The 24634-nt window shown below is 63.9% G+C and carries 22 protein-coding genes; 13 read left to right on the top strand and 9 right to left on the bottom strand.

The window, feature by feature from the left end:
* The first annotated feature begins 7 nt into the window (after positions 1-7).
* The 6 genes from maiA to ACI0FO_RS14130 are packed head-to-tail and all read left to right on the top strand — an operon-like array spanning position 8 to position 5858.
* Positions 8-646: a maleylacetoacetate isomerase gene (gene maiA / locus ACI0FO_RS14155; RefSeq protein WP_416027537.1), complete on the top strand. Its 639-nt coding sequence runs from the start codon at positions 8-10 to the stop codon at positions 644-646.
* 8 nt (positions 647-654) lie between these two features.
* The gene (locus ACI0FO_RS14150) at positions 655-1032 is read left to right on the top strand and encodes a chorismate mutase (protein WP_416027535.1); all 378 of its coding nucleotides are present in this window, start codon (positions 655-657) and stop codon (positions 1030-1032) included.
* Positions 1025-2029, top strand: coding sequence for a Bug family tripartite tricarboxylate transporter substrate binding protein (locus tag ACI0FO_RS14145; RefSeq protein WP_416027533.1), 1005 nt, complete (start codon positions 1025-1027; stop codon positions 2027-2029). Before ACI0FO_RS14150 ends, ACI0FO_RS14145 begins: the two co-directional genes overlap by 8 nt.
* A 44-nt stretch (positions 2030-2073) precedes the next feature.
* Positions 2074-3426, top strand: coding sequence for an FAD-dependent oxidoreductase (locus tag ACI0FO_RS14140; RefSeq protein WP_416027532.1), 1353 nt, complete (start codon positions 2074-2076; stop codon positions 3424-3426).
* Positions 3427-3445: 19 nt separating this feature from the next.
* On the top strand, positions 3446-4660 hold the full coding sequence (locus ACI0FO_RS14135; RefSeq protein WP_416027530.1) for a 3-hydroxybenzoate 6-monooxygenase: 1215 nt from the start codon (positions 3446-3448) through the stop codon (positions 4658-4660).
* 22 nt (positions 4661-4682) lie between these two features.
* Positions 4683-5858: an ABC transporter substrate-binding protein gene (locus tag ACI0FO_RS14130; RefSeq protein ID WP_416027528.1), complete on the top strand. Its 1176-nt coding sequence runs from the start codon at positions 4683-4685 to the stop codon at positions 5856-5858.
* Positions 5859-5926: 68 nt separating this feature from the next.
* Here the strand turns inward: ACI0FO_RS14130 and ACI0FO_RS14125 are convergent, their stop codons facing one another.
* From ACI0FO_RS14125 to ACI0FO_RS14095, 7 genes are all read right to left on the bottom strand, one after another.
* Complete coding sequence (locus ACI0FO_RS14125; protein WP_416027526.1) at positions 5927-6943, bottom strand: Bug family tripartite tricarboxylate transporter substrate binding protein; 1017 nt, start codon at positions 6941-6943, stop codon at positions 5927-5929.
* A 107-nt stretch (positions 6944-7050) separates the two neighbouring features.
* Complete coding sequence (locus ACI0FO_RS14120; RefSeq protein WP_416027524.1) at positions 7051-10224, bottom strand: autotransporter outer membrane beta-barrel domain-containing protein; 3174 nt, start codon at positions 10222-10224, stop codon at positions 7051-7053.
* A 132-nt stretch (positions 10225-10356) separates the two neighbouring features.
* The gene (locus ACI0FO_RS14115) at positions 10357-11724 is read right to left on the bottom strand and encodes a DUF1214 domain-containing protein (protein ID WP_416027522.1); all 1368 of its coding nucleotides are present in this window, start codon (positions 11722-11724) and stop codon (positions 10357-10359) included.
* Positions 11725-12070: 346 nt separating this feature from the next.
* Positions 12071-12811: an amino acid ABC transporter ATP-binding protein gene (locus ACI0FO_RS14110; protein WP_105560278.1), complete on the bottom strand. Its 741-nt coding sequence runs from the start codon at positions 12809-12811 to the stop codon at positions 12071-12073.
* A 60-nt stretch (positions 12812-12871) separates the two neighbouring features.
* Positions 12872-13972, bottom strand: a complete 1101-nt coding sequence (locus tag ACI0FO_RS14105) for an amino acid ABC transporter permease (protein ID WP_105560279.1) — start codon at positions 13970-13972, stop codon at positions 12872-12874.
* Between the two features lies 1 nt (position 13973).
* Positions 13974-15164 carry an amino acid ABC transporter permease gene (locus ACI0FO_RS14100; protein ID WP_416027520.1) on the bottom strand — a complete coding sequence of 397 codons (1191 nt, stop codon included), beginning with the start codon at positions 15162-15164 and terminating at the stop codon, positions 13974-13976.
* A gap of 129 nt (positions 15165-15293) precedes the next feature.
* Complete coding sequence (locus ACI0FO_RS14095) at positions 15294-16310, bottom strand: amino acid ABC transporter substrate-binding protein (RefSeq protein ID WP_105560281.1); 1017 nt, start codon at positions 16308-16310, stop codon at positions 15294-15296.
* A gap of 324 nt (positions 16311-16634) precedes the next feature.
* Here ACI0FO_RS14095 and ACI0FO_RS14090 point away from each other — a divergent pair, with 324 nt between their 5' ends.
* From ACI0FO_RS14090 to ACI0FO_RS14065, 6 genes are all read left to right on the top strand, one after another.
* Positions 16635-17399 carry a cell division ATP-binding protein FtsE gene (locus tag ACI0FO_RS14090; RefSeq protein ID WP_416027517.1) on the top strand — a complete coding sequence of 255 codons (765 nt, stop codon included), beginning with the start codon at positions 16635-16637 and terminating at the stop codon, positions 17397-17399.
* A complete protein-coding gene (locus tag ACI0FO_RS14085; RefSeq protein WP_416027515.1) occupies positions 17396-18304 on the top strand; it encodes a cell division protein FtsX in 909 nt (302 codons plus the stop codon). The genes ACI0FO_RS14090 and ACI0FO_RS14085 overlap by 4 nt, the downstream gene beginning before the upstream one ends.
* A gap of 349 nt (positions 18305-18653) precedes the next feature.
* Positions 18654-19433: a chemoreceptor glutamine deamidase CheD gene (gene cheD, locus ACI0FO_RS14080; RefSeq protein WP_416027513.1), complete on the top strand. Its 780-nt coding sequence runs from the start codon at positions 18654-18656 to the stop codon at positions 19431-19433.
* 26 nt (positions 19434-19459) lie between these two features.
* Entirely contained in the window at positions 19460-19990 is a 531-nt protein-coding gene (gene thpR / locus ACI0FO_RS14075) for an RNA 2',3'-cyclic phosphodiesterase (protein ID WP_416027511.1), read from the top strand.
* Between the two features lie 45 nt (positions 19991-20035).
* Positions 20036-20596: a 5'-3'-deoxyribonucleotidase gene (locus tag ACI0FO_RS14070; protein WP_416027509.1), complete on the top strand. Its 561-nt coding sequence runs from the start codon at positions 20036-20038 to the stop codon at positions 20594-20596.
* An 81-nt stretch (positions 20597-20677) separates the two neighbouring features.
* Positions 20678-22015: an NAD(P)H-dependent oxidoreductase gene (locus ACI0FO_RS14065; RefSeq protein WP_416027507.1), complete on the top strand. Its 1338-nt coding sequence runs from the start codon at positions 20678-20680 to the stop codon at positions 22013-22015.
* 27 nt (positions 22016-22042) lie between these two features.
* On the opposite strand, the gene ACI0FO_RS14060 is transcribed toward ACI0FO_RS14065, so the two are convergent.
* Positions 22043-22789 carry a FadR/GntR family transcriptional regulator gene (locus tag ACI0FO_RS14060; protein WP_310034476.1) on the bottom strand — a complete coding sequence of 249 codons (747 nt, stop codon included), beginning with the start codon at positions 22787-22789 and terminating at the stop codon, positions 22043-22045.
* A 37-nt stretch (positions 22790-22826) separates the two neighbouring features.
* Complete coding sequence (locus ACI0FO_RS14055; protein WP_416027505.1) at positions 22827-23564, bottom strand: SDR family NAD(P)-dependent oxidoreductase; 738 nt, start codon at positions 23562-23564, stop codon at positions 22827-22829.
* A gap of 238 nt (positions 23565-23802) precedes the next feature.
* On the opposite strand from ACI0FO_RS14055, the gene ACI0FO_RS14050 reads away from it, so the two are divergent.
* The gene (locus ACI0FO_RS14050) at positions 23803-24615 is read left to right on the top strand and encodes a shikimate dehydrogenase family protein (protein ID WP_416027503.1); all 813 of its coding nucleotides are present in this window, start codon (positions 23803-23805) and stop codon (positions 24613-24615) included.
* Positions 24616-24634: the final 19 nt, after the last annotated feature.

Raw genomic sequence — 24634 nt, 5'->3', positions numbered from 1 at the left:
ACAACCCATGCAACTCCACAGCTTCTTCAATAGCTCGACGTCCTACCGCGTGCGCATCGCGCTGGCGCTCAAGGGCCTGCCTTACACGTATCTGCCCGTGAACTTGCGCAAACAGGAGCAGCGCGCCGCCGACTATGTGGCCAAAAATCCGTCGGCGGGCGTACCGCTGCTGGTCGATGGCGATATCCGGCTGTCGCAATCGCTTGCCATCATCGACTACCTGGACGCCACGCATCCCGAGCCGCGCCTGATGCCGGCCGACACCCTGGCCCGCGCGCGCGTGCTGGAACTGTCCGACGCCATTTCCTGCGACATCCATCCCGTCAACAACATGCGCATCTTGCGCTATCTGCAAGACGTGCTGGGCGCAACCGACGAACAGAAGAACGCCTGGTACCACCACTGGATCCGCGAAGGCCTGACCGCGGTCGAGGAGCTGCTGGCGCGCCACGGGCATGGCGCCTATTGCTTCGGCGACGCACCCACGCTGGCCGATTGCTGCCTGGTGCCACAAGTGGCCAACGCGCAGCGGATGGGCTGCGACCTGGCCGCCTACCCGCGCATTCTGCGCATCTTCGACCACTGCAACGCACAGCCCGCCTTCCAGCAAGCCGCGCCCGCGCGCCAACCCGACTACACCCAATGACGACGCCCATGCAAGAACCCGACACCCACGGCGCGCCGCTGCGCGAATACACCGACCCGGACTACCGCCCGCTGTGCGCCACCCTGGCCGAGGTGCGCGCCAACATCGACCGGCTGGACGACGAGATCGTGCGCCTGATCGCCGAGCGCGCCATGTACGTGAAAGACGCCGCGCGCTTCAAGCGCGATGCGTTCCAGGTCAGCGCGCCCGCGCGCCAGGCCCAGGTGTTCGACAAGGCGCGCGCGCTGGCGCAACGCCACAACCAAGGCTTCGCCAACCTTGAAGCCGTCGTCGACGCGACCTACCGCGCGATGGTCGCCGCTTTCATCGCCAACGAACAAACCTATTTCAACACCATGAAAGACGTGGGAGACGCGCATGAATAAGCTCCGTCCGCTGACGCTGGTCCGCCGTGTGGCGGCGCGCGCCCTGATGCTGGGGCTGGCCGCCACGGCGCCGCTGACCTCGGCCCTTGCCGCCGATGCGTGGCCCACGCAACCGCTCAAAGCCATTGTCCCTTTCGGCCCCGGCTCCAGCCCCGACCAGGTCGCCCGCATCGTCGGCGAAAAGGCGGGCGCCATCCTGGGCCAAACCATCGTCATTGAAAACAAGCCGGGCGCCAGCGGCAACATCGGCACCTTCGCCATCGCCAACGCCAAGCCCGACGGCTACACATTCGGCGTGTCCATCACCGGCCCGCTGGTGAACAACACGCTGTTGTTCGACAAGCTGCCGTATGCGCCGGCGACCGACCTGTCACCGCTGACGCTGGCCGTGCACCAGCCCAACGTGCTGGTCGTGCCGGCGTCGGCCGGCATCGCCAATGTCGGCCAGTTGCTGGATGCGTTGAAGCGGAATCCGGATAAATACAACTTTCCGTCGCCCGGGGCAGGCACCGTATCGCACTTGGCCGTAGAACTACTGCTGCAGCAGATCGGTGCGCGCGCCACGCACGTGCCCTACCCCTCGTCGCCCGCCGCGCTGACTTCGCTGTTGTCGGGCGATACGCAGTTCGCGGCGCTGCCCCCCATCGCCGTCATGCCGATGGTGAAAGACGGGCGGCTGAAAGCCCTGGCCGTCACCTCGTCCAAGCGTTCCGCCCTGCTGCCGGACATCCCCACGCTGGCTGAAGTGGGCGTGCCGGGTATCGAGGGGTCGGCGTGGATCGGCTTCGTGGTGTCGTCCAAGGTGCCGGCGGACATCCAGAAGAAGCTGTCGGATGCGCTGATCCAGGCCATCCGCGACCCGGAAGTCGCCAAGCGGCTGCAAACGCCGTTCATGGATCCAGTCGGCAGCACGCCCGCCGAGTTCCGCGCTTACATGGACGACGAGCTGAAGCGCTGGGAACCCCTGATCAAGAAGCTGGGCATCAAAGGCCAGTGACCGGCAAGGCAAGCAAGCGACGCACGACAAGCAAGGAGAATCAAATGGTCATCAACGAACCCGCGCGCCAAGTCCCGCTCTATGGCGAATACGACGTGGTGGTGCTGGGCGGCGGCCCCGCCGGCGTGCTGGCGGCCGCCAGCGCCGCGCGCAACGGCGCCCGCGTGCTGCTGGCGGAACGCTACGGCTTCCTGGGCGGCATGGGCACGGCGGCAGGCGTGTCGAACTTCTGCGGCCTGCATGCCAACATCCATGGCGACATCCGGCAAGTGGTACATGGCATGACCAACGACCTGCTTGACCGCATGCGCGCCATGGACGGCTTGAACGACCCCCATCTGATCCTGGGCAAGATCCACGCCCAGGCCTATGACATATCGGCCTTCAAGTGCGCGGCCGACGGCCTGGTGCAGGATAGCGGCGCGCAGGTGCTGTTCCACGCCCTGGCCACCGGTCTGACACGCCGCGAAGATGGCCGCGTGGACGCGTTGTTCCTGGAAACCAAGTCGGGCCGCTGCGCCGTGCGCGCCAAGGTGTTCATCGACTGTTCGGGCGATGCCGACATCGCGAAATGGGGCGGCCTGCCCTTCGAAAAAGGCGATGAGCACGGCCACATGCTCTACCCCACCCTGATGTTCAAGGTAGGCAATGTGGACGGCGCGCGCGCCCAGGAAGCCTGGAAGACCATCCCTGTCTTGATGGACCAGGCCGCGGCCAGCGGTGAATTCACGTTCCCGCGCCGGGGCGCCATCGTGCGTCCGCAAAAGCACGACTACGAATGGCGCGTCAACGTCACGCAACTGGCCAATGCCGACGGCAGCGCGGCCGATGGCACCGACGCCGGTTCGCTGTCCGCCGGCGAACTGGAAGGCCGCCGCCAGATCGTGCAATACCTGGCGTTCCTGCGCGCCAAGGTGCCCGGATTCGAAAACGCGTATGTGCTGGACATCGCGCCGCAACTGGGCATCCGCGAAACCCGCCGCATCGTCGGCGAAGTTGTGCTGACCAAGGAACACGTGCTGGGCTGCGCCGACTTTGACGACAGCATCGGCGTGAACGGTTGGCCATTGGAAATGCACACGGCGGGCGACGTGCAATGGATGTGGCCGCCCATTCCCGAATCGCGCGGCTACAACCAGTTGCCGTTCCGCATGATGGTGCCCAAGCGCGGCCCCGGCGTCGCCGACAACGTGCTGGTGGCGGGACGCTGCGCATCGATGACGCACGAAGGCCAGTCGGCCGCGCGCGTCAGCGGCAGCTGCTTCGTCATGGGAGAAGCCGCGGGCACCGCGGCAGCGATGGCCCTGCGCGCCGATATCGCGCCTGCCGACGTGCCCATCGCGGCCTTGCAGGCCCAGTTGAAACGGCAAGGCGCCTTCCTTGGCGGCCAGGCATGACGGGGCGCGGAAAACAATCATGAACACGTCTACGACAACCACTCAGGCAACCCGATCCGTCATCGTGGTGGGCGGCGGCATCGGCGGCCTGGCCGCCGCGCTGGCGCTGACCCGGCAAGGCATCGCAGTGCAACTGCTGGAGCAGGCCGCGCATATCGGCGAAATCGGCGCCGGCATCCAATTGGGGCCCAACGCCTTCGCGGCGCTGGACGCCTTGGGCGTCGGACAGACGGCGCGCACGCGCGCGGTCTTCACCGATCACATCATCATGATGGACGCGGTCGACGCCCGGGAAGTCGTGCGCATCGACACGGGCGACGCGTTCCGAACGCGCTTCGGCGGCCCATACGCCGTGATCCATCGCGCCGACATCCACTTGTCCATCCTGGAAGCCGTGCAGCAAAACCCGCTGATCCGCTTTCGCACGTCTACCCAGATCGCGGGCATGATGCAAGACGGCAGCAGCGTCGAGGTGATCGATACGGACGGCAACCGCTACCGGGCGGACGCCGTGGTGGGCGCGGACGGCGTCAAATCGGTGATCCGCGAGCGCACGGTGGGCGACCCCGCGCGCGTGACGGGCCACGTCGTTTATCGCGCGGTGGTCGAACGCGACAATATGCCCGAAGAACTGCGCATCAACGCGCCCGTGCTGTGGGCCGGCCCGCATTGCCATCTGGTGCACTACCCCTTGCGCGGCGGCCAGCAGTACAACCTGGTCGTCACCTTCCACAGCCGCGAGCAAGAGGAATGGGGCGTGCGCGAAGGCAGCAAGGAAGAAGTGCTGTCGTACTTCCAGGGCATCCATCCGCGCCCGCACCAGATGCTGGATCGCCCCACAACCTGGAAGCGCTGGGCCACCGCCGACCGCGAACCGGTCGAACACTGGGGCCAGGGCCGCGTGACCTTGCTGGGCGATGCCGCCCATCCCATGACGCAATACATGGCCCAGGGCGCGTGCATGGCGCTGGAAGACGCGGTGACGCTGGGCCAGGCCGTGCGGCATTGCGGACACGACCTGGAGGCCGCCTTCCGCCTTTACGAATCGGTCCGCATCCCGCGCAGCGCGCGCGTGGTCTGGTCCACCCGGGAAATGGGCAGGCTCTATCACGCGCGGGGCGTCGAACGCACCGTGCGCAACATGCTGTGGACCGGCCGCAGCCAGTCCCAGTTCTATGACGCGTTGCAGTGGCTGTACGGTTGGAAAGTAGAAAACTGCCTCACGGCGGCATAACAACAGCACCAGAGGAGACAACATGAAAAAGAGCGCTATCGGCGGCACGGCCGCCATCCTGCTGGCGTTGGCGGCATCCCCGGCCCACGCGCAGCAAAAGCCGGTCGACATCGGCTTTATCGGCACGCTTTCCACGCCCGCCGGCTACATCGGCGAGGACGAGCGCGACGCCTTCATGCTGGCCGTGAAGGAAGGCGGCGGCAAGCTGGGCGGCGTGCCCGTCAACGTGCGCGTCGAAGACGATGCGCTCAAGCCCGCCAACGCCAAACAGATCGCCGACAAGATGGTGCAGGACGGCGTGCGGCTCTTCACGGGCGTGAACTTCTCGAACGTCATGGCGGCCGTCGGCCCCACGGTGCTGAACGCCGGCGGCTTCTACGTCAGCCTGAACGCCGGCCCCTCCAACTATGCAGGCAAGGCTTGCAACCCGAATTACTTCGCCGTCGCCTTCCAGAACGACTCTTACGCCGACACGGCCGGCATCGCCGCCAACGAACTGGGCGCCAAGCGCGTCGTCGTCATGGCCCCGAACTACCAGGCCGGCCGCGACGCCGTGGCCGGATTCAAGCGCGCCTACAAAGGCGAGATCGCCGAAGAGATCTACACCAAGCTGGAACAAGCCGATTTCTCGGTGGAGCTTGCCCGCATCCGTTCGCTGAATCCCGATGCCATCTTCCAGTTTCACCCGGGCGGCGCGGGCATCAACTTGACCAAGCAATTCGCCAACTCGGGCCTGTCGGACAAGATCCGGATGATCACACCCATCTACTCGATGGACGATCGCATGCTGGCCGCGACGGGCATGGCCAGCAAGGGCTTCTATCTAAGTTCGCTGTGGAGCGCCGACCTGGACAACGCGCAGAACAAGCACTTCGTCGACGCCTTCACCAAGGCCTACAAACGCCCGCCCACGGCGTATGCCGCGCAAGCCTACGACACCGCCAACCTGATCGCTTCCGCGCTTAAAGCCGTCAACGGCGACGTCACCGGCCGCGCCGACGACTTCCGCGCTGCGTTAAGGAAGGCCGACTTCCCCACCGTGCGCGGCAAATTCAAGTTCGGCCCCAACCAGCACCCGATACAGGACTGGTACCTGCTGCACATCGAAGCCGGCCCGGACGGCAAGCTCGTGTACAAGAACCAGAAGGTCCTGGCCCGCGACCACACCGACGTGCACGCGGCCGACTGCAAGATGTAGGCAGCAAATGAAAGGGGGCAGCGCATGCTGCCCCCAAAGACCTGCCGTGGCGTCGGATCAACGATCCATCAATTCAAGCTGGCGCCCGAGATCTTGACGATTTCCTGGTACTTGGCCTTTTCGCTCTTCACGAAATCGGCAAAGGCTTCCGGCGTCATCGGGGCGGCTTCCGAACCCATGGTCAAGAGGCGTTGCTTCACGTCGGGTTGCTGCATCGCATCGGCATAGGCCTTGTTCAACTTGGCCACCACCGGCGCCGGCGTGCCACCCGTGGTGAACACGCCAAACCACGTGCCCAGGTCAAAGCCCTTTACACCGGACTCTTCAACCGTCGGCACATCCGCCAGCAACGACGAACGCTTCGCCGTCGTCACGGCCAGCGCCTTGACCTTGCCGTCCTTGATCAACGGCGCCGACGCCGCCAGATTGTCGAACATGAAATCCGACTGCCCCGACAGCAACGCCAACTGCGCGGGCGCCGCGCCTTGGTAAGGAATGTGTTCGACGCTGATGCCGGCGCGCGCCTTGAGCAGTTCGCCAGACAGATGGCCGGCGCTACCGTTGCCGCCCGAACCGTAGTTCAGCTTGCCCGGGTTTTTCTTGGCGTAGTCGACCAGGTCGGCCACCGTCTTAATCTTGTTCTTGTCGGCGAATTCAACGTTCATCACCAACACGTTCGGCACCGACGCCACGATGGTCACGGGCGCGAAATCCTTGACCGGGTCGTAGGGCAGGTTCGCGAACAGCCAGGGGTTGATGGCGTGCGTGGCCACCGCGCCCATCACCAGCGTGTAACCATCAGCCGGCGCCTTGGCCACCAGGTCGGCGCCGATATTGCCGCCCGCGCCCGAGCGGTTTTCAACAATAACGGGCTGGCCCAGCGAACCGCGCACCTTCTCGGCCAACATGCGAGCCATGGTGTCCAGCGGGCCGCCAGGCGGGTACGGCACGACAAAACGGATCGGCTTCGTCGGGAAATCAGTCGCCTGCGCCAGCGCGGGCGCGCCAAACGGCAAGGTCGCGGCCAGCGCCACGGCGCCCTGCAACAAGGCGCGGCGGACCGCGCTACGGGGGGTGTTCGTCATGGTGTTTTTCTCCTCACTCCAGATCTATGGCGGTCAGTAGCATACCGCAACCGTCTGTTGCACCATTGACGATCGCACCGTGTCTCCCCGAGATCACACCGCACCCGTCACCATGTGTACTTCACGCCAATCCGCCCGACATACTGGTGATAATCCTGCGCGCCCCAACTGCCAGACGCGTTGACCCATCCCGTCCAGCCCTTCGTGAAGTCGGCATGGACGCCCACCTTCAGTTCGTATCGGTCCTTGGGATACAGCCCTCCAACGGGTAGTTGATTGAACGATACGGAACTGTCGACGCTGCTGTGCCACCAATTCACGGTCGCGAAGGGCTGGGCTTTGCGGTTATTGCCAAGATCAAGCGTAGTGAACGTGCGCGCCCCAAGGCGGGTAATGGTCCCATTGGAGTCGGCACGGTCTACCCGGGTGCCGTTCTGCTCGGTAATGCTGTCGGTGTTGGCGTCGACATAGATTATTTGAGCCTGCGGCTCCAGGATCCAGTTTTCCCTCAGCTTGAATGCGTAGCCGGCCTCTGCGGACACCGCCCAAGCCTGAGAGTCGTAGTCGACTCGCGGCAGATCGCTTCCTTGCACTCGGTTGTTGAACCAGCCGTATTGGAACCAGGTGTCCACGTAGGCGCCGAGTTTGGTCTCATCGTTTTGAAACCAGGTGCCGTACACGCCTGTGCTGTACCCGTTGACGCGGCCCTTTGCCTTGTATGGGTTGCCGTCCGCGCGGGCGGTGCTGTCAGCCGTCCCGTAACCGAGCATGGCCCCCAGATGCAAGCGATCGGTCTCTGAAAAGAGCTTCCATTGCGCAAGATCTCCGCCGCCCTGCAACAGGAAAAGGTCGGTGCTGACGTCAAAGTTGCCGTCGCGGCTATGGGTGCCTTCCCATTTTCCGACCGCTCGCAACCAGAGCGCGCGGCGCTTGCTGCCGTCATTCGGGAACGGTTGCGCTTCGATAAACTGGGGCTCTCCCAGCCGGTCGTGCATGCTCTGCACGAACATCTGTCCAACCAAGCGTTGATTGGCCAGATAAGCCGCAACTTCGGGCCGGTACAGCGGCTCGGGATCGGGTGTCGGCTCGGGCGGGACAGGCGGGACGGGTGGAACGGGCGGCACGGGCGGTTCGGGCGGCGGCTCCGGTTCTTTTTCGGACCGCAAGTACCAGCTCTGATCGGTGGGCGCCGCGGCCGACCCCCGGTAGAGCCGATACTCGTAGGGGCCCGCGACGGCGCGTCCGGTCAAGGAAAAGGCGGACGATTGGGTCGTGGCCCCGTTGATCGTGTCGACGACCTTGATGCCGGCTGCCGTGGTCAACGCCCCCGGGCCTCCGGCATTTGTGATGCGCAGGCCGGTGGTGCCCGTCGCGGCTCCGCCATCTATGACCAGCCGGTCGGAGGGGGAACTGTCATCCCCCAGATAGGTATTCAGGCCGACCAGACCGCCGCCAGAACCTGTGTAGTTAACCGCGGTCAGTGTTTTGAACGTGCCCGATGCGGGAGCGGTGAACAGAATTTGGCTGGCGTTGTTGGCCAGGGAAGTCAGGTTGGAACTTCCGGACATGTTCCATACCGTGCCGTTGTTTAGCGAGACGGTGGACGTCGCGCCGGACTCGGTCAGGGCCGAGCCGTTGAGCGTGGCCCCAGACGCGTTAATCATGGCAATACTCGGGGGGCCCGCCGCTGGCGCGCTCACGCCGCCCGGCAGAATCGCCACGCCTACGCCTGAGAGATCGGACGAGTTGAACCCCGAAGCGGTCGTCGTATCGGGCGCCGCCAGCGGATCGGCGACAAGCGCCGAGCCTCCGATCACACGCAGCCAACGCGGTGCCCCCGTGACTTGCGTACCGGTCAACGTAACTTGCGCAGTGCCGCCATTGACGGCGATGGCATCGGATTGCGCGCTGGTCAACGTACCGCCCACGAGGGTCGCGGTGGCCGTGATACCCGCATCGCTACTTAGTCCCAAACCGGCGGCATCGACGCCATCCGCCTGCAATGTGGCATTGGCTGCATTCAAGGTACCGTTCATCGCACGCGCGGCAAAGGCGCCCTGGCCGGAGGTCCTGACCGACGTGCCATCGACGGAAACGGTTGCCTTCGCGCCACGGGCGTACAAGCCGTGCGAGTTGGCGCCTTCCGTTCTGACTGAGCCATTGGTCAAACTCAATGCCACGTTGTCGGTGGCCGTTGCGCCCCATGCGGTCGCGCCGGGAGCATTGATGTTCTTGGACAGTGCAGTGACGTTAGTTCCCGTCACGGTAGAGTTCGCGCCATAACTGAGCAGGTTGTATCCAGAGGTGCCCTCGGTGGTGACTTGTGCATCTTGCAGCGTGATGGTCGATCCCATGACCGCATAGACGCCATAGGCTGAGGCCCCGGATACCGTCACCCCCACATTCGATGCGCCGATCGTGCCGGCGTTTGCGAACAGGCCGCTACCGCTGGCGCCCGTCGTGGTGATGGTGGTGCCATTGATCGTGGCGTCGGAGCCGATGGCGCCCACCCCATAGGCCACGTCACCGCCCGTGGAAATTGTCCCGCCCGTGACCGTTATCTTGCCCCGCGTGCCACTCAGTGCGTTGGCAAGCGCCCCATAGGCGCCATAGGTACCGGAGGCGTCCCGATAAGCATTGCCACGTGTCTCGATCGTGACGCCATTAAGCGTAATTTGACTACCGAAGGCATAGGCGCCCGTTGCGCCCAAGCCTTCGGTAAGAATGTTGGCCTGGGTCAACGACATACTGCTGTTGTGACTGGCGACGGCGCCGTATGAGCCGACGGGAAGACCGCCAACGTTGGCGTAGCCTCCGGTGGTATGAATGTTCAGACCTCCGGCCGATGTCGCGGATACATTCGCATTTCGCGTCCACAGGCCGGCCGACGCGTTTCCAGTGGTATTGAGCGAGGTGGTGTCGCCGGGCGCCGCGCCGCTTCGGAAGATAATCGTCCCGCCTGTTGCGTAGACACCGAATGCGTTGAAGTTGCTGGTGGAAAAAGACACCGGTCCGGGGCTGGGGCCCGCTGTGGGATCAACGATCAACGTCCCGCCTGTCACGGTCGATGAGGTCCCTGCGGTGGTGACCGCGGTGCCGCCCACCACGGTGGTGGTACCGCTGCCAACATTGACGGGCGCCGCTATCGGCCCGGGGCCCACTGTCTGAGCGGAGACGAATGTTGTCACGGCCAGCAGCGACCCCGTAGTGACCAGGGGATATAACCAGCGCAGCGCCGAACGCTGCGGACGCAATGAACCTGATACTAGCCAGCGTTTCATAACGACTCTCCCGAAGTTGCGAGGTAACACTCACACGGTCAGACTTGATGAAACCGGAAATATCTATGATCTAGAAGAAATAAATGAAGCCCATGCCCAGGCTTGCCGAGCCGAAGAATCCAGGTCGATCGTTCAGCGAACACGCTCAAGCGCAGGAGGGAAATATGTTCCGTTCGCAACCCCATCAATCGGGCCATAGAAGCGGAACGTTAAGCGGTACTTCGAGCCGCGCGGAGTGGGCAGCCAATTGCCTTGTGGCGCATTCGACGGCTTTTCGGCCGCGAAATACAGCGTCAGGGAGCCGTCGTCTGCGTAGGTCAGCGTAGACGCCTCGTTGATAAGGTACTTATTCAAAGGATTGGGCAGTACGCGAAAGCGGGTGCTATCCACGGCAATCACAGACCAGAAATAGTTGGCGAAGCGAGACGGCAATGCCTCCTTCGGGAAGGTCAATGTATAGACATTGTCGCCGTTCAGTTCCGCGCCCGTGGAATCCTGGGCGCCGCGATAGTAAAGCACCTCCGGCTTGATATTCGCCCATATGCCGCGGTAGTTCACAAGCGTGCGAGTGACATGGTCGATTCCATATTCGCCGACCACGCCGGGTCTAGCCCAGCCACGTTGCACTGTTCCATGTCCGATGATTTCGCCCGCCTTGGCAATGTCTGCCAGTGCCTTCGTATGGATCACATGATCAATGCGGTCCCGCTGTGATGGCGTTTTGGCTGCGTTGGCGACTTGTCGAACCAGCGCGTCCATGCTCTCGAGCCCCGGATTCCTGTCCGGCTCACTATCGAGCGCCATCGCAGCGGCGTCGAATGCCTCGACACCGGGAAAGTCCTCCAGCCCAAAAATTGGTGTTTTCGGTATGGTCGGAAGCGCGGGCGCCCCAGTGGTAGTCAGACGGAACTGATGTTGCAGGGCAACTGCGCCCTCCACATCGCTGCCCAGTGCGACTCTGGTCAGAATCCGTGAATACTTGACCGGAAGATCAATCCGCGTCGCGCCAGCGGGCGCAGGTGCATTCGAACCCGCCAAGCACAACGCGAACTCGCCGTGCGGTTTCTTTGGAAAAACACGTTCATTGATATTCGCGAGGGTTTCTCCCCAGCCGCTCAGTATCTGAACGGTAAAGTACCTGCCCTTGACCGGTGGAACGCTCACGACCGTGCAGCTGTTGTCGTCCACGGCGATCCACGCTTCGGAATAGGCGACATCGAGATTTGGATTCGGCCAGTCCACCGCTCCGGGCTTGCGATGGGTTAACTGGTTCCACTGGAAACCTTCCTGGAAATCCAGCTGTTGCTGTCGAGTGACAAATAGTCGGCCCAAGAGGTAGCTATAGGCCTGACTAATTTGTTCATCGGAGAGCGGTACCGTGCCGGATGCAGGCGGGAGCGGGTCGATTTTCTTCGCATTGGTTTGTGCCGCAACGATATGGGCCTGCGAAGCTAGGGCGATTGCGAATGCTGCAACCATTGATGCACTAATCAACTTCATCGCCTACCTTTTTCTATGATCATTAATGTGAGTCGTCGATCACCAGGTATCTGACGCGTCGACACACCCGGTCCAGCCAGTAGTGCAGTCGGCTTGCGCGCTCGGCCATTTCGTTCACGGACATACTGCCGGAGCAATGGGCGCCATTATCAGTTCGACGTCCAAATTACATCCTTTGGCGTATTCCAGCTATGGTTTTTTTAAGACAAGAGGATCCCGGTATACGCCTGCGCTTAGCAAGGTCCAAACTGAGATGAACTCCGTCTTTGGCAAAAAAAACCCCAACAGCCGGACCGAAATCCAACTGCTGGGGTGTTTGCCGTGTAGGCTTTTTGTCGTCAGCCGATCAATGCAGGATCTGGCTCAGGAACAACTTCGTCCGGTCGTTCTGCGGGTTGTCGAAGAACTCGTCCGGGCTGTTCTGCTCGATGATCTCGCCTCGGTCCATGAAAATCACGCGGTTGGCGACTTTGCGTGCGAAGCCCATTTCGTGGGTCACGCAGATCATCGTCATGCCGCTTTCCTGGGCCAGGCTGACCATCACGTCCAGCACTTCCTTGACCATTTCGGGGTCAAGCGCGGACGTCGGCTCATCAAACAGCATGATCTTGGGATTCATGCACAACGAACGCGCGATGGCCACGCGCTGCTGCTGGCCGCCCGACAACTGGCCCGGAAACTTCTTGGCCTGTTCCGGAATGCGCACGCGCTCCAGATACTTCATCGCGGTCGCCTCGGCTTCCGCGCGCGGCTTCTTCAGCACCCACATGGGGCCCAGCGTCAGGTTTTCCAGCACCGTCAGGTGCGGGAACAAGTTGAAGTGCTGGAACACCATGCCCACATCCTTGCGGATCGTCTCGATGTGCTTCAGGTCATTGGTGAGCTCCGTGCCGTCCACGATGATGTGGCCTTTCTGGTGCTCTTCCAGACGATTGATGCAGCGGATCATCGTGGACTTGCCCGACCCCGAGGGGCCGCACACCACGATGCGCTCGCCTTGCGCCACGTCCAGGTTGATGTTGCGCAACACGTGGAACTGGCCATACCACTTGTTCACGTCCTGCAAACGAATAATGGCATCCGGCATGCCTGTACTCCCGTAAATATCGCTGCGCGCGCCCGCCTTGCGGCGGACGCGCGGCATTGGCTAGCGTTTGTGATCAGTCGCAAGACGTTTTTCAAGCGCCTGACTGTACTTGGACATGGAAAAGCAGAATACGAAGTAGATCAGCGAGATGAACAGATACGCCTCTACGCCGAATCCGCGCCATGCCGCGTCGGACAAGGCCGCCTTGGCCGCCAAGGTCAAGTCAAAGATGCCGATGATCACCACCAGCGACGTGTCCTTGAACAGCGCGATGAAGATGCTGACCAGCGGCGGGATCACGATCTTCAGCGCCTGCGGCAGGATGATCTTGCGCATCTGCTGCCAGTAGTTCAGGCCCAGCGAATCCGCGCCTTCGTACTGCCCTTTCGGGATGGCCTGCAAACCACCGCGCACCGTTTCGGCGATATAGGCGGCGGCGAACATGATGATGGCGATCTGCGCGCGCAAAAGCTTGTCGATCGAGAAGCCTTCCGGCAGGAACAACGGCAGCATCACCGACGACATGAACAGCAGGCTGATCAGCGGCACGCCACGGATCAGCTCGATGTACACGACGCACAGCGCCTTGATGGCGGGCATCTTCGAGCGCCGGCCCAGGGCCAGCAGCACGCCGATGGGGAACGCGAAGGCAATGCCGAACGTGGACAGGATCAGCGTCAGCGGCAGGCCGCCCCAGCGTGCGTTTTCCACGTAGGTCAGGCCGAACACGCCGCCCCACATCAACAGCGCCACGGCGGTCAGGCCGACGACCCAGATGACCGCCAGCTTCCAGTTCCAGAAACGGCGGATGCCACTGCAAACAATGACCGCCACCAGGATGATGGTCGCGATCAGCGGACGCCATTGCTCGTCGAACGGATAGGTGCCGAACAGGATCAGCCGGTGCTTCTCGATGATGAACGCCCAGCAGGCGCCACCTGAAGCCCGGCATTCCTGGGCGTTGGCCGCATTGAAATCAGCCTTGAAGAAGGCCCATTCCAGCAGCGCCGGCACCGCCATCAGCAGGAACCACGCAAGCAGTACCGTGATAAGGATGTTCAGCGGCGACGAGAACAGGCGGGACTTGATCCATGCCCATGCGCCCACGTGCGTGCTGGGCGGCGGCAGGCCTTCGCTGGGGGTATGCGTAGTGCTGCTCATCTCAACGCTCCACCAGCGCGATGCGCTTGTTGTACCAGTTCATGAATATCGAGATCGACAGGCTGACCGTCAGGTAGGCGCCCATGATGATGAGGATGCCCTCGATCGCCTGGCCCGTCTGGTTCAGCGTGGTGTTGACCACCGACACGATGTCCGGATAGCCGATGGCGACCGCCAGCGAGCTGTTCTTCGTCAGGTTCAGGTACTGGCTGGTCATCGGGGGGATGATCACGCGCAGCGCCTGCGGCAGGATGACCAGGCGCAGCACCTGCTTGCGGCGCAGCCCCAGCGAACCGGCGGCTTCCCACTGGCCGTTGTTCACGGCCTGGATGCCCGAGCGCACCACTTCGGCGATGAACGCCGACGTGTAGATCACCAGCCCCGCCAGCAACGCGGCGAATTCCGGCGACAGCGTCAAACCACCCGAGAAATTGAAGCCTTTGAGTTCCGGCATGTCCAGCGTCAGCGACGCGCCACTGACAAGCCAGCCGACGAGCGGCAACCCGATCAGCAGGCCGATGGCCCAGCGGCCCAGCGGGAACATATGGCCGGTGGCCTCATGGCGCTTCTTGCCGTAGTGACCCAGGAAGATGATGGCCACGATGGCCAATCCCAGTCCGGCCAGCATCCAGTCCAGCGAATTGCCTTCCAGCCCGGGGACTTTGAGGCCGCGGTTGGAAATGAAGACACCCGGCATCGGATTGTGCGCCTGGCGCGGGCCCGGCATGTTTTCCGTGATCAGCGCGTACCAGAAGAACAGCTGCAGCAGCAGCGGCACATTGCGCATCACTTCGACGTACACCGAGGTGATCTTCGCCACCAGCCAGTTCTTGGACAGGCGGCCGATACCGATCAGGGTGCCAAGGATGGTCGCCAGCACGATGCCGATGACGGCGACGCGCAGGGTGTTGAGCAAGCCGACCAGGATGGCACGGCCGTAATCGTTTGCGGGGGTGTAGGCGATGGGCGTTTCGCCGATCGCGAACCCGGCTTCACGGCTCAGGAACCCGAAGCCCGTGGCGATATTGCGCACGGACAGGTTGTGAAGCGTGTTGGAAACCAGGAACCACACAGCCCAGGCTACCGCTGCCAGCGCAAGCACCTGGTAGACCACGGAGCGCACGCCGGGGTCGTTCCAGTTCAGCCGCCGGCGGGGCGCCGAAATCGGGGCGTTTTTATTGGAAGTCGTCATGTTGAATCTACAGAAGTCGTACACCGGGTGGCAACGCCGGCAAGGCCACGCCCCCCACTCCTGCCGCCCGCTCTATGGCGGGCTAGGCAAAACGGAGCCCGAGGCTCCGTTTTGCCAGGCAGCCGTGTGTTAGCGCACCGGCCAGCCGTACATCAACCCGCCTTGCTTATACGACGCGTTCAAACCACGTTCCAGCTTCATCGCGCTGTTCTTGCCCAGCGTGTTTTCGAAGCTTTCACCGTAGTTGCCCACGTTCTTGATGATGTTGAATGCCCACTTGTCGTCCACGCCCAGGTTCTTGCCCATGCCCGGGGTCACGCCCAGGATGCGCTGGATATTGGGATTGGGGCTCTTGGCCATTTCTTCGACGTTCGCCTTGGTGATGCCGTATTCCTCGGCTTCCAGCATGGCATTCAGCGACCAGCGGACCACGTTGAACCATTGCTCGTCGCCCTGGCGGACCATGGGGCCCAGCGGCTCTTTGGAGAAGTCTTCCGGCAGGATGACGTACTTGTCCGGGTTCTCGAGCGTGGTGCGGGTGGACGCCAGTTGCGACTTGTCGGTCGTGAAGGCGTCGCAGCGGCCGGCCGAGAAGGCGCGGATGATTTCGTCGTACTTGTCGATCACGACCGGCTTGAATTCGATCTTCTGGCCGCGGAACCAGTCAGCCAGGTTCAGTTCGGTGGTGGTGCCCGGTTGCACGCAGATGGTGGCGCCGTTCAGTTCCTTCGCGCTCTTGACGTTCAGGTCCTTGGAGACCATGACGCCTTGCGAGTCGTAGTAGTTCACGCCCACGCCGATCAGGCCCAGCGTCGTGTCGCGGGTCAGCGTCACGGTGGTGTTGCGGGTCAGCACGTCGACTTCGCCCGACTGCAGCGCGGTGAAGCGTTGCTGCGTGTTCAGCGGCGTGAATTTGACCTTGGAGGCGTCGCCGAACATCGTGGAGGCGATGGCGCGGCACAGGTCCACGTCGATGCCCTTGTATTCACCCTTGCTGTCGGCGATCGAGAAACCCGGAATGCCCGTCGAAACCCCGCATTGGACAAACCCTTTCTTTTTAACGTTATCGAAGGTCGCGCCCGCATTGGCAGCCGTGGATGCGGCAAGCAGTGCCGCGCCAATTGCAGCGAGTTTCAGTACTTTCATCGTGATCTCCGTGTGGGACAAATCGAGCCTTGCCTCGACCGGGTTGGGCCGACGCATGGGGCGGATGGTAGCGTCCACGCAGCGGCCGGCACATCCGGGAATTCCCTTGAAATTTAGGGACACTGGCGAAATCAATCGGTGTTTTCATACGAAAACGGGGACGTGTTTTAGCGTATCCGATTTGTCCGAAGACGCATTCATTTCGTTCTGGCGAAAACGTGTCCGGGCGGTCACATGGATACGCTTTTTCACAGCCCGCCCAAGAACAGGCGTAGGCCGCTTACTGTCCCCGAGTTACTATTGCGGCTTCATCTGACAGCCGCCATGATCGAATTCCAGCACGTATTCAAATCATATGGTCGCGGCCGCAATATTCTGGCCGACATCAACTTCCGCGTCAGCGCGGGAGAATTCGTTTTCGTATCCGGGCCGTCAGGCGCCGGCAAGTCCACGCTGCTCAAGCTGATCGGCGGGCTGGAACCCGCCAGCCGCGGGTCCATCCAGGTCAACGGGCAACGGCTGGACAAGCTGCCTGCGCGCGCCCGGCCGTACCTGCGACGCGCGGTTGGCGTCATCCTGCAAGACACCCACCTGTTGTTCGATCGAAGCGCGTTCGAAAACGTGATGCTGCCGTTGGCCGTCCAGGGCCACCCCTGGGATTCGGCCGCCGCGCGTGCCCGGGCCGCGCTGGACAAGGTGGGCCTGTCGGGCAAGGAAGACCTGAATCCCATCGAACTGTCGGGCGGTGAACAACAGCGTCTGGCGATCGCGCGGGCCATCGTGAACCGGCCTGCCATCCTGATTGCCGACGAACCTACCGCCAACCTTGACCACGACAACGCGCAGCGCATCATGAACGTGTTCCGCGACTTCAACCGTGTCGGCGTGACGACGCTGATCGCCTCGCACGACCAGGACCTGATGGCGCGCTACGCCAGCCGTACCTTGCGCATCGACCCGGGCAAGTTTGCCGATTCCCACGGCGCTGCGTCGCCACCGGACGCCGGGCACCCCTCTTCGCCCGCCCCCGCGCGCACCGGCGGCGGCCGCGCCGAACCTGGCTTCGGCCACCCGGGAGAATCGGCATGAACGCCTGGTTGCGGCAACACCGCTATGCGCTCATGGTGACCCTGCGCCGGTTGGCCAAGCAGCCGTTCTCTTCACTGGCCAACCTGCTGGTCATGGCCCTGGCCCTGGCCCTGCCGCTATTGGGTAGCGCCATCCTGGTATCGGTCCAGCCGGTGGCGCGCCAGATGTCCGTCACCCCCGAAGTGACCGTCTTCATGCGCGTGGACGCTCCCGCCGGCGCCGCCGACGAGGTGGCCAAACGCATCAAGAACGACTATTCGCAAGATGTGCGGGCAGTCCGGGTGGTGGGGCGCGACGCGGCGCTGGCCGACCTGCGCGCCAACCCCGCCTGGGAGCAGGCACTGGCCGTTTTGCCGGGCAACCCGCTGCCGGACGCCGTGGTGGTCACGCTGGCCGACGGGGACAACCTGGCGGGGCGCGCCGACAAGCTGGCCGGCGCCTGGAAGCAATGGAACCACGTGGACCTGGTGCAGTTGGATAGCGCCTGGGTGCAACGGCTGGAGGCCATCTTAAGGTTCGCCCGCATCGGCCTGGGCTTCCTGGCCGCCTGCGTGGCGGTCGTGGTGCTGGCGACGGTGTTCAACACCGTGCGCATGCAAGCGCTGTCGCAGCGCGAGGAAATCGGGGTGGCCCGCCTGGTGGGCGCCACCGAATCCTTCGTCCGTCGTCCGTTCCTGTATCTGGGCGCGTTGTCGGGCGCCGTGGCGTCTCTGCTGGCCATCGGCGTGGCGGCCATCGCGCTGTCGCCGCTGAACGACGCCCTGCTGGGGCTGGCCCGCAGCTATGGCGCCGAGTTCGCGCTGCACCTGCCCGGCGCCTCGGTGCTGATCGCGGCCGTGGCCGCCTCGGCCGCGTTGGGCGCGCTGTCCGCCCGTTGGTCCGTCACGCGCAGCACGCGCTTCTGATGCTGCCGGCCCGTTGTCGGCCCGTTGTCGGCAGCCTTTCCCAACAGCCGCGCTCAAGGCCCGCGCGCGGCCGCCCCACTCCGCCCTAAAGCCACGTATAAAGCCCGATCCTCCCCGTGATCCGGGGAAAGGCGCGCAACCCGCCCGGGTACGATGGTTGCAAGCCATCCTGTGAACGGCCGAAAAAAATCGGGGACGTGGTGCGCCGTCACGGTTACAAGCATTTCTCCCGTTGTGTGCTGGGATATGCAAGAATAAAGCGACATTTTTCTACACTTTTTGAAACATTCCTTGTTTTGCCGAGCGCCGTCCTTCGTGTCCAAATCGCTGTTCTTGCCCCTTAAGTCCCATGGCCGCCCGTCTTGAAGCCCGCGCAACGCGCCACTATTTCGATAGCGCGTTCCAGTGTCAGGCGGTGAAGGTACTCCCCAACGAGTACTACGTCACCGCTGAAGACCTGATGATCTCGACCGTACTCGGGTCGTGTGTCGCCGCCTGTATCCACGACCCGATCAAGGGCGTGGGCGGCATGAACCATTTCATGTTGCCGGAAGGCGACATGCAATCGCCTGCGTCGGCCACCATGCGTTACGGCGCTTTTGCGATGGAAGTGCTGATCAACGAATTGCTGAAGGCGGGCGCCGTGCGCGACCGCCTGGAAGCCAAGGTATTCGGCGGCGGCGCGGTGCTAAGCGCCATGCAGCAGATGAACATCGGCGAACGCAACGGCGAATTCGTCTTGAACTACCTCAGGACCGAAGGCATCCCGGTCAAGGCGCAAGACCTGGGCGACGTGCACGCGCGCCGCATCAATTACTTTCCGCGCGACGGCCGCGTGATGGTGCGCAAGATGGCGCCGCACCACCAGCGCGCCGAAGAGATCATCGCCAAGCGCGAGCAGGCGGCCGCCCAAAGCGCGCAGGCCAAGACGCAAAGCCCGCCGCGCGTCGAACGCTTCAGCCGGCCCGGCGTGGAACGTTTCGACAAGCCCGCACGCCCCGGTGTCGAACGCTTCGACAAGCCCGCGCGCCCCGGCGTCGAACGCTTCGACCGGCCTGCCCGTCCTGGCGTGGAACGCTTCGACACCGCGCTGAGCCGCTTGCGCAAATCGGAAACCACGGACAGCTAATACTGCGACGCGCCTACAATCAGGGCATGTCCAGCGTCCGCCTTTTTTTCGCTCTGTGGCCGTCGCCCTCGCTCGCCGCGTCGCTGGCGGGCTGGGCGGAGCAGGCCCGGCCAACCACCGGCGGACGCGTCATGCGCACCGAGACGCTGCACTTGACCCTTGCCTTTCTAGGCCCGGTCGACGCGCAACTGGCCGACACGCTGGCAGCCGCCACGCCGGCACACCAGCTACCCGCGGGCGAGGTGGCGCTGGACCACTACGGCGTGTTCAGCCGCCAGCGCATCCTGTGGGCCGGCCCGCGCCAGACGCCCGCCCCCCTGCAGGCCGCGCATGACAGCCTGTGGCAATGGCTGGCCGGTTTTGGCCTGACTGCCCCGCCGCAACCCTTCCGCCCCCATGTGACCCTGCTGCGCAACATCGACCATGCGCAGCCGCCTGACACCCCGCCCGCGCCGCTTGCCTGGCACTACGACCGCATGGTGTTGGTGGCATCCGAATCCCTGACGGGCGGCAGCCGCTACCGCATCGTCGCCCAATCACGCCCCGCCGGCAGGTAGCCCCGCTCTGGCACAATCACCCGGTTGCAACGACCAGGGATCACCATGATCATCCTGCTGGACCAAGACGGCGTGCTGGCGGATTTTGAACACGCGTTCATCGACGCCTGGCGCGCCCGCCACCCGGACATCGCTCCCATCGAATTCGAAGACCGGAAATCCTTCTACATCCGCCAGGACTATCCCCTGGAACTGCGGGGGATGGCCGAGGCCATCTACACCGCGCCGGGGTTCATCCGCAACCTGCCGCCGGTGCCGGGCGCCCTGGACGCCGTGCGGGAATTGCTGGCCTTGGGCATGGACGTGCGGATCTGCACGTCGCCGCTATCGCAGTTCGAAAACTGCGTGGCCGAGAAGTACCTGTGGGTGGAAAAACACCTGGGGCGCGAAGCCACCAACCGGCTGGTGCTGACCAAGGACAAGACCCTGGTGCACGGCCATCTGCTGATCGACGACAAGCCGCTGATCGAAGGCGCGGTCAAGCCGCGCTGGAAGCACATTTTGTTCGATGCGCCCTATAACCGGCAGGTTAGCGACCGCCCCCGCATCACCTGGGCGAACTGGCGCAATGTGCTGGCCGGCGAGCTCTATACGGCAGACGAATGAGTCCACGCGGCGCCTGTTCAGCCGTCATGATTTAGGGCTATTCTGTGTGGGCTGTACCCCCACCCCGGAGGAGCCCGCACCATGAATCTGCACCGTCTGCTCAAGCAGCGAGAAGCCGACCACAAGCCTTTGCGAGTTGCATTGCTGGGCGCCGGAAAGTTCGGCGCGATGTTCATGAGCCAGGCGCCCCGCACGCCGGGGATGCGGCTGGTGGCGGTGGCGGATCTGGCGCCTGCCCGCGCCCGCGCCGCGCTGACCCGCGTGGGCTGGCCCGCCAGCGCGCTGAACGCCACCAGCACCAATGACGCGTTAAAGAACGGCAAAGTCTATTTCAGCGACGACCCTTACGCCATCATCGCCAGCCCGGACGTCGACATCGTCATCGACGCCACCGGCCAGGCCGCGGCCGGCATCGGCCACGTGCTGGCCTGCTGCGAACACGGCAAGGACATCATCATGGTCAACGTCGAAGCCGACGCGCTGGCCGGCCCGCTGCTGGCGCGCCGCGCACGCGAGGCGGGCATCGTGTATTCGCTGGCCTACGGCGACCAGCCCGCCCTGATCTGCGAAATGGTGGATTGGGCACGCGCCGCCGGCTTCGAAGTGATGGCCGCGGGCAAGGGCACCAAATACCTGCCGGAATTCCACACGTCCACCCCGGACACCGTGTGGCCCTATTACGGTTTCACCGCCGAAATGGTGGCGGCGGGCGACTTCAACGCGCAAATGTTCAACAGCTTCCTGGACGGCACCAAAAGCGCCATCGAGATGGCGGCGGTGTCCAATGCCACGGGTCTTTTGCCGTCGCCGTCGGGCCTGCATTTCCCGCCCTGCGGCGTGGACGACCTGGCCCGCGTGCTGCGCCCGCGCGAAGACGGCGGCATCCTGCACCATCGCGGGCAGGTTGAAGTGATCTCGTCCCTGGAACGCGATGGCCGCCCGGTGTTCCGCGACCTGCGCTGGGGCGTCTACGTGACGCTGGCCGCCGACAGCGATTACGTGCGGCGCTGCTTCCAGGAATACGGACTGGTCACGGACCCCAGCGGCAACTTCACCGCCATGTACAAGCCTTATCACCTGATCGGACTGGAGCTGGGCATCAGCGTGGCCAGCGTTGGCCTGCGGCGCGAGCCCACGGGCGCGCCGGCCGGCTGGCATGGCGACGTGGTGGCCACCGCCAAGCGCGACCTGCAAGCCGGCCAGGTGCTGGACGGCGAAGGCGGTTATACGGTTTATGGCCGGCTGATGCCCGCGCCAGACTCCGTGGAAGAAGGCTATCTGCCGCTGGGCCTGTCGCACCAGGTCAAACTTAAGAACCCGGTGCGCCAGTCGCAGGCGATACGCTGGCGCGATGTGGAATACGACGAACGGTCCACGGCGGTGCAATTCCGCCGCGAAATGGAACAGACCTTCGCATAAGCCAAGCCCGCCGCCCGCCCCACCCGCTTAGACGGGCGCCGGGCGTTCGGCCTGGAACAGGCGCAGGCGGTCCGCCGCGTTGCGCAGGTGCTGTTCGGCCGCGCGGCCGGCGGCGTCCGGGTCGGAGCCTTCGATCGCGGCGAAGATGGCCTGGTGTTCGCTTTGCACGGCCGCCATGCGCTCGGCATACCTGCGCGCCGTGTTGTGGCGGGCGCTGCGGATCACCCGGCGCACATTGGCCTCCAGGTAGTCGTTCAGCGCGACCAGGTGCGGGTTGTGCGTGGCCTGCACGATCGCCTGATGGAACTGGTAGTCCTCTTCGTCGCCCAGCTTGTCGTTGATCAGCGCGTATTCCATGCCCACCAGCGCCTGGCGGATCTTCTTCAGGTCTTGCTCGGTGCGGCGCTGCGCCGCGTAGCGCGCGGCAGTGACCTCGATGGACAGCATCAGTTCCAGGATATGTTCAAGGTCCTGGGTGTCGCCCGGCGTGGGTGCGGCGATGCGAAACGCGTTGCGCTGGAAGTTCGGATCGACAAACACACCGCTGCCCTGCTGCGACGTGATCAGCCCCTCCGACTTCAGGCGGGCCAGCGCTTCGCGCACGACCGCGCGACTGACGGAATAGGTTTCGGTCAGTTGCTTTTCGGTGGGCAGGCGGTCGCCCGGGGCCAGCACCCCTTGGCGTATCTGCTCGGCCAGCGCGTCGCCCAAGGCCGCGGAAAGCGAACTTTTGGGCGCGGCGCGCGGCGGGTCCTGTTCTTGAGTGGGCTGCATGGAAAATCGTCGGATCGTGATGGCGGCGTCCTGCACTTTAAGCGATATAGATGCCGCCGTTGACCTGCATGACTTCGCCGGTCACGAAGCCCGCCAGCGGCGAACACAGGAACGCGATCGATCCGGCGATTTCCTCGGCCGTGCCGAAGCGGCGCAAAGGCGTGCTTTCCAGCAGCTGCGCGCCCTTCTGGCCGATCAGGTCATGCGTCATGGACGTTGCGATGATGCCCGGCGCCACGGCATTCACGCGGATCTGCGGCGCAAGCTCTAGCGCCAGGCTGCGCGTGAAGCTCTGCACGGCGCCCTTGGACGCTGAATAGGCGGCGTGCGCGTAGCTGCCGCGCTGGGCGGCCAGCGAAGTCAGCAGCACGATCGAGCCGTTATGGCGCAGATGGCGCTGGGCCGAGCGGCACACATAGAACGTGCCGTCCAGGTTCACGCGCATCAGCGTGCGCCAGGCCTCGTCGCTGGTGTCCTTGACCAGTTGTTCGGGGTAGATGCCGGCGCAGTGGACCAGATGGTCCAGCCCGCCGAAATGCTTGGCCGCCGACTCGAACACGCGTTCGCAGTCGTGCGATACGGAGACGTCCAGCGCGTGGGTGTAGACCCGCTGCCCGCTGGGGTCCAGCTCGGCCGCGATCGCCTCCAGGCGGGCGTGGTCGATGTCGGTCAGCACCAGCCGCGCGCCGTGGGCGGCCATCAGCCGCGCGGTCGCCAGACCAATGCCATTGCCTGCGCCGGTGATCACGGCCACCTGTCCTTCAAACGAAATCATCTTGTCTCCAAAGCGCGCGATGAGTGGGCCGCCTGCTCTTTCGGCAGCGGCGGTTTCCTGGATTGAACTCCTGAATCCGTCGCTTGACACGAGAAAAACGCATGCCCTATGATTTATCGGACAACTTGATAAAGTTGCCTGACAACTTATTCCGAAAGCGTAATTCAAGTCGCGCTTTCAGGCAAGAAGGGTCAGAAAAACACGGCCGCAGGCCACATGACAGGCAGGGGACAACCAGGTGGACATCACCGGCAGCACTACCGTATTTGCGATTGCGGCAGACCCGATCGCGCACGTCAAGACGCCCCAGCGGCTGAACGCTCTGTTGCGTGAACGCGCGATCGACGCCGTCATGGTGCCCTTCCATGTCTCTGCCGACGCCTTGCCCGCACTGTTCAGCGGCTTGCGCGGCCTGGCCAACCTGGGCGGCGTCGTCGTGACGGTGCCTCACAAGGAACATGCCGCCACCCTGTGCGACGCCCTGACGCCCGCGGCCCGGTTGATCGGCGCGGTCAATGCCGTGCGCCTGCAGGACGGCGTGATGACCGGTGGCAACTTCGACGGCATGGGCTTTGTGACCGGCCTGCGAAGCCAGGGCCACGATCCCGCCGGGCGCCACGTCTATCTGGCCGGCCTGGGCGGGGCAGGCAAGGCCATTGCTTGCGCCCTGGCCGATGCCGGGCCCGCCAGCCTGCGCCTCTATAACCGATCGGCCGACAAGGCACACGCCTTCGCCACCCATCTGGCCCGCCAATACCCCGGCCTGGACATCCGCGTGGCCGGCCCCGTGCCCGAACCCTGTGATATCGCCGTCAACGCAACCTCGCTGGGCTTGCAAGACACCGATCCCCTGCCCTTCCCGTTGCACGAACTGGCCCCCGGCACCGTCGTGGCCGACGCCGTGATGAGCCGCGTCGACACGCCCTTGCTGTGCGCCGCCGCCGCGCAAGGCTGCCGCACCCATCCCGGCCTGTACATGCTGGAAGGACAACTCACCGAAATTGCCCGTTTTCTGGGCGTAGAAGAGCCGCAACAAAGCGCGCTTGCTTGATTCACGGACTTACCACCCC

The organism is Achromobacter marplatensis, from assembly GCF_049060505.1.
Classification (GTDB): Bacteria; Pseudomonadota; Gammaproteobacteria; order Burkholderiales; family Burkholderiaceae_B; genus Achromobacter; species Achromobacter marplatensis_A.
The sequence above is the reverse complement of the archived record's forward strand: the minus strand, read 5'-3'. Positions and strand labels throughout refer to the sequence as shown.